The organism is Hymenobacter coccineus, from assembly GCF_001816125.1.
GTDB classification, from domain to species: domain Bacteria; phylum Bacteroidota; class Bacteroidia; order Cytophagales; family Hymenobacteraceae; genus Hymenobacter; species Hymenobacter coccineus.
In genome coordinates this window covers 1-8,444 of record NZ_MDZA01000098.1, presented here as the reverse complement: position 1 = coordinate 8,444, position 8,444 = coordinate 1, and the positions used below count along the sequence as shown (strand labels likewise).

The window sequence follows — 8,444 nt, the reverse complement described above, 5'->3', positions numbered from 1 at the left end:
AATCCGCGCCTTAACTGTGGTCGATAATTTTAGTCGCCAGTGCCTGGCCATTCACGTCGGCCAGTCGCTCAAGGGCGAAGACGTAGTAGCTGCGATGCAGCGCTTGCACCAGCAGTTAGGCCTGGTACCGGAGCGTATTCAGGTCGATAAGGGCAGTGCGTTTATCAGCAAAGCGCTCGACCGTTGGGCCTGCGACCGGCACGTCACGCTGGACTTTTCTCGGCCCGGCAAACCGACCGATAATCCGTGCATTGAATCGTTTAACGGCGGCTTCCGCGACGAGTGCTTGAACGTGCACTGGTTGCTGTCGCTGCCCGATGCGCAGGAGAAAATCGAACACTGGCGCCAAGACTACAATGGCTTTCGGCCCCACAGCTCGTTGCAGAATTTAACGCCCGGTGAGGTAGTGGCGGCCGCCACTACGGTCGAGCTTCAGAACGCCTGATGCTCTATTTTCAACCGGCTCAGTAATTGGGAGGAGGTCAAAGCTGCTTAATCTTTGCTTATTACTGGCTTACCGAATGAAGAAGCATACAGTGGTGTACCCGCCCGTCGAGGCGGTCCAGCACCTGGTCGAGCGTGAGCAGGCCCCGGGCGTAGTCTTCGAGCAGGGCCGCCTCGTGGGCGCGTGTGGCCAAGGAGGTGCCGGCGGTGAGGGCCGTGGCCCAGGCAATGGCGCGCCGGCGTGCCGCCTCATTCAGCGAGTCTTCCATGCTGGGTGTACGGCCCCGCCCCGGCGGTGTGCAGCCGATTATTACGGACTTTTGGAGCAATAAATACGGATTCAGGGGCACCTATTATGCAGGGGGGCGCTCTGGCTGAGCTTTGGCCGCCGCTTCTCCACCAACAGCGCAAATTGAGCACAAGCCACCTCCGCGCAAAATAGAAAACCGGCCAGCAGTGGGGCTGTCCGGACCCGAAGACCGCGGCCCCATCGGGGTGCTATCCCGTTGACGGGCACACAACAGGTCCACGGCATGGAACAGGGCTTTTCTATTAATGGTGCGTTTGAATCATCTCCCGGGGGAGTGGGCCAGCTTAACCGTTGGGTTTAGGTTCAAAAAAATCTGGGTTGCATGCTACGTAAACACCTTAATTTTAAGAATTAACCGTCGAATCAAAAATTGGCTTAGCGCAGCAACCTACGGCCGTGGTTGCCGGTGTACCTTTCCCTTCCCGGCCGTACCCACTCCCTTTGCCATGCCCGCTGCCCCGTCTATCTTTTTCGCCGCCCGTGCTCCCCACGCGCGACGCCGTGCTGGTGCGCAACGCCGTGCTCGTGCACGGCAAACCGCCGCTGCTGCTCTGCAACGGCTTCTGCTGCTGCCAGCACATCTGGCACTACACTGGTAGCAGTCCTGGGCGTGCCTCACCAAGTTGTCCTTTTCGACCACGCGGGCAGCGGCGGGGCGGGCCCGGACGCGTACGACCCCCTACAGCACGCTGGCCAGCTATGCCCAGGCCGTGGTCGCGCTCTGCCAAACGTTGGAACTGCGTGAGGCAGCGCTGCACTTCCTGGCCCACCCAGCGGGCAAGCGGCCAGCGAATAGGGCGTACCCACGCAATACTCGCCAACAGAATGCGCGTTTGCCTGGCGTATGTGACTGGTCGATGCCATGCATATTCCTAAATTAACCAGTCGCTACGCCACTAATCCCCCTGCTCTTACGCCCTCACGCCCATGCTCTTGAACGCCAACCAGGACCCGAGCGATGGCAGCGCCTGCGTGCTCACCTACGACGAAGCCGAGGGCTGGCTGCGCGCCACCTGGCGCGGTTACGTCGACGAGGCCGAGGCCATGCGCGGGGCGGAAGCCTACCTGGCGCACGCGGCGGCCAGGCCCTGCGCCTACCTGCTCAACGACAACACCCCGCTGCGCGGGCCCTGGTTCGACGGCTTGGACTGGCTGGCCCGGGCGTGGGTGCCGCAGGCGGCCGCGCTGGGCCTGCGCTACGTGGCCCACGTCGTGCAGGCCGACCGGCACGCCGACCTCATCCCGGGACAGCTGCCGGCCGGGGGGCCGTTCGAGCTGCAGGTGTTCGAGGACCTGGCCGAAGCCCAGCGCTGGCTGCGCCAGTGCCGCACCGCGGCTACCCCGGCTGCCTAGCGGCTTTCCGCGTCGAGGGCCGCGCGCAGTTGCTCCCAGCTCAGCTCGCCCGCCACGTAGCGGGTGCAGAACCACTGAGCCGCGGGCGTGGTGGCGCGCAGGTTGGGAAGTAGGGCCTGCATGTGCTGCAGGACCCAGGCGCGCGCGGCGGGGGTCTGGGCGGCGGGGCCGAAGTGGAAGTCGTAGAGCATGGGCAGCGAACGCAGGCGGGAAGGTCCACAAGGTACGGCCTAAAACGGCACAAGATGAGGCACCTACGTCAAGCGTACGCGTGCCAGATAACCCTATTTTTCCCAGCCTTTGGGCAAACACAACGGGTATTGACGGCGCCCGCCGGCCCGGGTACTGGCGTGAAGCAGCAGTTATTCCCGCGTCCAATTCCCCGGGTTTTACGGCCGCCGGAACCCCCGGGCCAAGGCCAGCCGTTGGGCCGGGCCCACCAATGTGCCGGTCCGCCCTTGTTTCGGAAGCACGACCCGCGCGTTGGGCCCAGCGCTGCCCCATGAACGACGGTCCGGCGGGCTGCGGCCAAGGCAGGCGGTTGTCCGGGCCGGCGCACGCAGGTTATGCACAGTACGACGGCTACGTCGCCGGGAAGTTACAGTGGGCCCGGGTGCGTCCAGGGCCTGCCGAAGGCTTCGAGCAGCGTTTGCCGGTGCGGTTCGGCGAAGGGCACGGACGCGGGCGTGCGGGCGCGGTTGAAGGCCGGTGGGTCCTCGTGCCGTAGGCCATGGACCAGTGTCAGTGACCCAGTGCGTGGGGACCGGCCCGCCGCTGGGCGTGACCGCGCGCGCGTGCCGGGCGGCGCGTCGGATGCGGGCGAACAGGGTCCCCTTCAGCTTCGGGCCTTTCGAGCAGTTGCGCGACCCGCCCGTCGCTTTACAGCAACAGGCCAGTGAGCTGGCGCGGGGCATTGTGGGCGCGGTACCCGGCCAGCCAGGCCCGCAACTGCGCTTCGCTGGGCGTAGGTGTGGCCTTGCTGTGGTGCACGCTCGCCGCCAGCGCGTTGGCCAAGCCGTCCAGGTTCCGCGCGCCGCGTTGGTAGCGGCTGAGTAACTGCCGCTTGTAATCTTTGGGGGCGTCGGTTATCAGGGCCGCGGCGTGCCGACGCAAGGCTTCGCGGGAGGGGGCACCCATTTTTTTACGGATTCAGCGCGGTGGCGATTTCCGCGCAAGAAAGGCGTAAACCGGGGGCGTTGCAGCACCCTGCGACGGACGTGTTAAATACTTAACCCGCAAAAAACGCTGGCGCTGGAGCGGCGGCAAAGGGCCGTAAAAAGTCGCTAATTGTTTTTTGAGGTTGCTAAGACAACTAAAAAAGCCCCGACCAGTCGGTTGGAGCCTTAGTGGCAGCGTGTTGAACCGCCGCATTTATCCTTCAACGCGCCCAAATGTAGCGGCCGGCATTGCAGCTGCAAAAAAATCGTAACCGCTTTGCCGAGGCGCTTTTAAGCCCAGCCGTCGGGCAGCTACACCGCCGCCGCGTAAGCATCCAGCGGCGGCACGTGGGTGAGGTTGGCGGGGAGCGTTCCTGCCCAGCGCTGGACCAGGGAGGGGCCCGGTCGAAAGGCGGCCCGCCGCTGGTAGTCGTGGGGGCAGGCGCTTGCAGTCGGCGAGGGTCACGCCGTGAAAACAGCAAGAAATCCCGCTTAACGCCAGAGCTTTGGTGGGCTACCCCCCTGGCCCCGCCAGGGGGGTAGCCCAGTAGGGCCAGAACAGGAACGATTAACACGCCGCAGTTTAAGGAGTCGCGCATAATTTCATTTTGTGCACAGAGGAGTGTTTCCCAGCTGTCTTGCACGGGCCCATGCTGCAAACCGACCCACAAACGCATGCAGGATTTCAAGAACCGCTTGGCGCGTCTCGGCGTGGTATATTGCCGAGATGATGCACTGAATAACAGCGAGAGATCCTGAAAAATTGCTGGACGCGCGCTGCGGCAACCCCGGTGGAAGCATGCAACAGAGCGGGCGCGCTACGCGAATCCGCGCAAGAAAGCCCCGGCGCATTTTTGCGCCGGGGCTTTCTTGCGCGGAACAGATCGGGCTTGCACCGATGTCCTGCGGGCTTTCGCCGGCGCTGCTCTCTCGTGGCTGAGCTACTGTCCCGGGTGCGAAGATACAACGCCCCGCAATTCCGGGGAGGAGTTAGGCGAGTTCGGTTTTGACGATAGCCATTGCCGTAGCCAGGTCCGTGGCTGCAGGGGCTACCCCAGCCAACCCGCACAACTCGTCCAGCGCCGCGGTCAGTTTCGCCAAGTCGTGGTGCACACGCTCTTCAAGAACGGCAGTTCCAACAGGAGCACGCTGTGGCTGATCAGGGCCCTGTTGGGGTTGCGTTGTCGCCCGACCGCAAGCGCGCGTTCCAGCGCCCCGTTTGGGTAGCCGCGGCAGTGTACCCCAGGCTCAGGTTTACTTTGGTTCCGTCCTGCCAAACGGTGTTGTAAGCGTAGATGCCTGGCACGTTCACTCCGCAAGGTGCACTCTGCTAGGCACATTGCTAACCATTTGCGGCGCTATTCGGTTGCAGTGCGATTGCCCACCACCCAAGGGCCGCGCGACGCCGGGCGCACTGGCCCCGGGCAGCCACGACGAAGCGATCAACCCGGCGGGTCTACTCGCCCCGCACGGTGCGCGCGCTTGTCGCCCACCGATGTTCAAAGCGCGCATCGTTCCCTGTTGCTAGCCGCCATCCTCGGCCAGCAAGCCCGGCGTGCAAGGGGGCGGGGGCGCCTCGCCGCGTGCAGCGGGAGCGTTTTGCCAATTGCGTGGGTGGTCGATCCTCATGCCATCACCGCGGGCCACTCCAAACGCATCGCCCCGGCCGGCGTAGCGCCGTGTAGCGGGGCACGTGCGCCTAGAGCCAACGCGCGCCGGTTGCCGGTGGACCGCAGGGGTGCCCTGGGCCCGGGATTACCGGCGCTCGGCTAGCTGCGCCGGCTGGGGCGAACCCAACTCTTTAACGCCGCCGGCCCCAGCGTAAGAAAGCCCCGAACGCAAGGCTAATAGGGCTTTTTTGTGGTGTTTCCAGGCAGTTACTAGCTGAAGACTTCCTTGGTGTCGTCGCCACGGCCGGGTAGCGGGCTTTCCTCAGAAGCAACGTCCGTCTCGTCCGCCTCGTCACCGAAGTCCACCGGCGAGCTTTCTTCAAAATCATCCGCCTCGGTCTCCTCCACCGCGTCGTCGTAATCGGTGTAGAGCGTGGCCTCGTAGTCTTCTGCTTCGGTATCGTAGTCTTTGGGCATCGTCAGCAAGCGTTAAAGTGTCCACCAAGGTAAACAGTCCCGATCAAAAGCGCAACTGCTGGCTGGCTACGGGTGCTCCCCATTCTGTGGCTTCGCTGCTCCGCAACCCCCTCGCCAGTGATTGATTCACTCTTTCTGTTATTGCGTTGCGACGGCTGCCCGACGCTGCTTAACACCACCCACATTATCGCCGGTTTTGCTGGAAGTGTCTCCAGCGCGGAGAGGCGCTTTTTCTGGATGTTCCCAGTTGACCCTCATTGGGTTACCTTGAAGAGGTATTGCTTGTGGGCTAATGACACCTCGATGGGTTCAGTCTAGTGTTCCGTAGTCGGTACAATCACTTGATGCAGGCCACGACTGGTTCAGCTTATCAATTCCCTTCCGCACCTCCGCCAGCAACTGCTGCTGCGTGGACAAATAAAGCTGGTGTGGCCGTTGCAGAAGTAGGGAGTGGTACCTTAAGTCCACGCAAGGTCACCTGCCGGGCCACCTGCCCGGCCTTCAGCAAGTAGGCCTCCTTGCGCAGCGACAAGGTGGTTCCTTTGCCAACAATCAGGTCCAGCTGGTGCTGGCTCAGGTTGCCAAACTGCAAGACATAAGCAAGAAATTCGTCCATGTCAGCAAGTTGCGCGGGCGTATTGGGGCGGTAATTGCCATTTGGCAAAAAGGTGGCTGGGCCGTTTGGGCCCCGGCCTGGACGCCAGGCGGCGACACCTTTGTCTGTGAGGCAGGACACGGCCGCTGTTCGCATGAAAACCATCGCAAGTCGCCGGTTTGCAAAGCACTATTACGCCGGGCATACGGGGGTGGAAGCAGCTTTCCGCTTTTACAACGGGATGCACACGGGGGCACTTGTTTGCTCCTTTGACCAGCCGGGCGAAGACTAAATCATGGCATGTGGCCACCGACGTAGCCTGCTGCACGCCCTGCACCGGCACGCCTAGGCGCAGCGGCTTGCGCGCCGTCCACGAACGCCGCTGCCAGCCCCGGCGCGGCTTTTCGGCGGGCGGCCGCCGGTAAACGTGGGGCCGGTGGGTAATTGCCGCGCAAGCCGCCGCGGGGCGCGACCGGTCGCGTACCCCCGCGGCGGCTTGCGCGGGCCAACGGGCCACGTCATGGGGGGGATGGCCGGTTCAGGCGCTTCCCAGTGAAAGGCCAGCAAGCAAGATGGCTACCCGAGCCGTACCCATATACTGTCAGAAAGAGGATTCCTGATTGGTAATAGTTGGGCCGTGTGCCGTTGGTAAACCGAAAAAAGTTGCGGCCGTTTCCCTGCGTAGCCCACGTTGGGGTAGCCGCGGCGCGGTTCTGCTGCTTGCAGGGCGGCCGGTCCGCGCAGCGATTTCCTTATGACGTGGCTCAACCTGGTCCTGTGCGGGCTCTGGCTGATGACCGGTGGCCTAGCCGTGACCGCGCAACAGCGCTACCGTGCGTTACAGCGCAAACACTAAACCTTGCAACGCCTTTACGACCAAGCTGAACAGCAATTATGCGCGTTGTGGACGAATAAAAGACCCTAAACCGGGTGCTTTGCCAGGAAAAAAAGGCGCGCCGGTCTGTTTCAGCCACGGCATTCCCTTGTTCAGTACGGGACGGGGGTCGCCCCAGCGTTCGAATCGAAAACCCCGCCAAGCCGCTTAGGGAGCGGGGCCAGTCCAAGCGTGCGGCTCTTTTCCTCGCGCGTACGACAATGTTTTTTTACTGGTTCCGGGCGCAATTCGCCGGGCGGTCGTACCGGGGGACCACTTTTGCTCGGCGGCCGGGCTGGTATTCCCGTCGAGGTCAATAAATAAGCTGCCAATTCAGTGTCCCGCATTTTTATGTTGTCAAGGCTTGCCGGTCGCTACCATTTTTTTTAGAATTCGCCCGCTTACGCGTCCGGCTCGCAGGGGCATCCAACCCAAAAGGCAACCCCCAGAATGCCCACCAAAGCAGAAAATTTTCAATATTAAGTTGTTCTCAAATGTTCGATAGTCCCGCCATTAATTTGATCAATGCAAACAATATGTTCGCGCATGGCGTAACGCGGTTCGGAAAACAGTAACTAGTGTGCTAATCAGTTGCCTATAATGCCTATCTTTTCCCAAGCGGGCCGCGGCGACGCCAGTGGTGGGCCCGTTCCCCCCTCCGTTCGGCCCCCGTTGGCCCCCGCCCAGTGCCGTACCGGGACCGCTGAGGCCCCCCCGCCCCCGTGGACCGGGGGCGGCCAGTGGCTCTGGCGGGCGCCCCGGTGCCCCGGCCCACCATGCTCCAGCGTTCCCCAGCGGTCTCGCACGCGCCGGGGGCCGTGCGCACCGGACAGGCGGGCACCGGGCACCGGCGCCGGTCCCTGCGCACTAAGCGGGCCTTTGACCTCGTGTTCTCGCTATTAGTGGTGGCGTTACTGCTGAGTTGGGTGGTGCCCCTGGTCGCGCTCGTCGTCAAACTCACCTCCCGGGGGCCGGTCTTCTTTCGGCAACTGCGCACGGGCAAGGACGGCCAGCCGTTTTACTGCTACAAGTTTCGCAGCATGCGGGCGCACAACGCGTCGCCCGGTACGCAAGCCACGGCGGGCGATGCCCGCATCACCCGCGTCGGCGCGTTCCTGCGCAAAACCAGCCTTGACGAGCTGCCGCAGTTTCTGAACGTGTTGCGGGGCGAGATGTCCGTGGTGGGCCCACGCCCGCACATGCTCCAGCACACCGATGAGTACGCGCGCGTAGTGCCCGGCTTCATGCAGCGCCACGCTGTCACGCCCGGCATCACGGGCCTGGCGCAGGTGCGTGGCTACCGGGGTGAGACCAAAGCGGTCAGCGCCATGGCCAAGCGGGTGCGGTTCGACGTGTGGTACATCAACCACGGGTCGTTGGGGTTGGACGTAAAAATTGTGACTCTGACGGTGCGACAAGCCGTTTTAGGCCATCCCAATGCCCGCTAGCTCGTGGTCGGACCGCCGGTGAGCAACCGCCGGTTCGGCCACGGGCTAGAGCCTGTTATGAACTTGTGCCGAAATTTGGGGTATGGCTTACCCCAGCGATGTAAAAGACGACGAATGGACCTTCGTGGCCCCGTACCTGTGCTTGATGCGCGAGGACGCGCCGCAACGCGACTACG

General features: G+C 63.1%; 8 protein-coding genes and 1 pseudogene. 4 read left to right on the top strand and 5 right to left on the bottom strand.

Going from position 1 to position 8,444, the window contains the following annotated elements; genetic code table 11:
* Positions 1 to 445, top strand: a 445-nt coding sequence (locus tag BEN49_RS07215; protein ID WP_141765629.1) for an integrase core domain-containing protein, incomplete at its 5' end; no start/stop codon positions are given.
* A gap of 61 nt (positions 446 to 506) precedes the next feature.
* Here BEN49_RS07215 and BEN49_RS07210 read toward each other — a convergent pair.
* The gene (locus tag BEN49_RS07210; protein ID WP_070742377.1) at positions 507 to 713 is read right to left on the bottom strand and encodes a hypothetical protein; all 207 of its coding nucleotides are present in this window, start codon (positions 711 to 713) and stop codon (positions 507 to 509) included.
* Between the two features lie 968 nt (positions 714 to 1,681).
* Here BEN49_RS07210 and BEN49_RS07205 point away from each other — a divergent pair.
* Entirely contained in the window at positions 1,682 to 2,107 is a 426-nt protein-coding gene (locus BEN49_RS07205) for a hypothetical protein (protein ID WP_070742376.1), read from the top strand.
* Here the strand turns inward: BEN49_RS07205 and BEN49_RS07200 are convergent.
* The 4 genes from BEN49_RS07200 to BEN49_RS07185 all read right to left on the bottom strand — a co-directional run bounded on the left by BEN49_RS07200 (position 2,104) and on the right by BEN49_RS07185 (position 5,967).
* A complete protein-coding gene (locus tag BEN49_RS07200; RefSeq protein ID WP_070742375.1) occupies positions 2,104 to 2,298 on the bottom strand; it encodes a hypothetical protein in 195 nt (64 codons plus the stop codon). The two genes, BEN49_RS07205 and BEN49_RS07200, sit on opposite strands and share 4 nt — an antisense overlap.
* A 688-nt stretch (positions 2,299 to 2,986) precedes the next feature.
* Positions 2,987 to 3,244, bottom strand: coding sequence for a hypothetical protein (locus tag BEN49_RS07195; protein WP_125916597.1), 258 nt, complete (start codon positions 3,242 to 3,244; stop codon positions 2,987 to 2,989).
* Between the two features lie 1,900 nt (positions 3,245 to 5,144).
* On the bottom strand, positions 5,145 to 5,351 hold the full coding sequence (locus BEN49_RS07190; RefSeq protein ID WP_070742373.1) for a hypothetical protein: 207 nt from the start codon (positions 5,349 to 5,351) through the stop codon (positions 5,145 to 5,147).
* A gap of 370 nt (positions 5,352 to 5,721) precedes the next feature.
* Positions 5,722 to 5,967 carry a hypothetical protein gene (locus BEN49_RS07185; RefSeq protein WP_070742372.1) on the bottom strand — a complete coding sequence of 82 codons (246 nt, stop codon included), beginning with the start codon at positions 5,965 to 5,967 and terminating at the stop codon, positions 5,722 to 5,724.
* A 1,629-nt stretch (positions 5,968 to 7,596) separates the two neighbouring features.
* Here BEN49_RS07185 and BEN49_RS07180 point away from each other — a divergent pair.
* Together BEN49_RS07180 and BEN49_RS26685 are read left to right on the top strand one after the other, a co-directional pair.
* Entirely contained in the window at positions 7,597 to 8,268 is a 672-nt protein-coding gene (locus tag BEN49_RS07180) for a sugar transferase (RefSeq protein ID WP_083325865.1), read from the top strand.
* An 82-nt stretch (positions 8,269 to 8,350) separates the two neighbouring features.
* Positions 8,351 to 8,444, top strand: a pseudogene (locus tag BEN49_RS26685) (IS5/IS1182 family transposase); the annotation flags it as partial.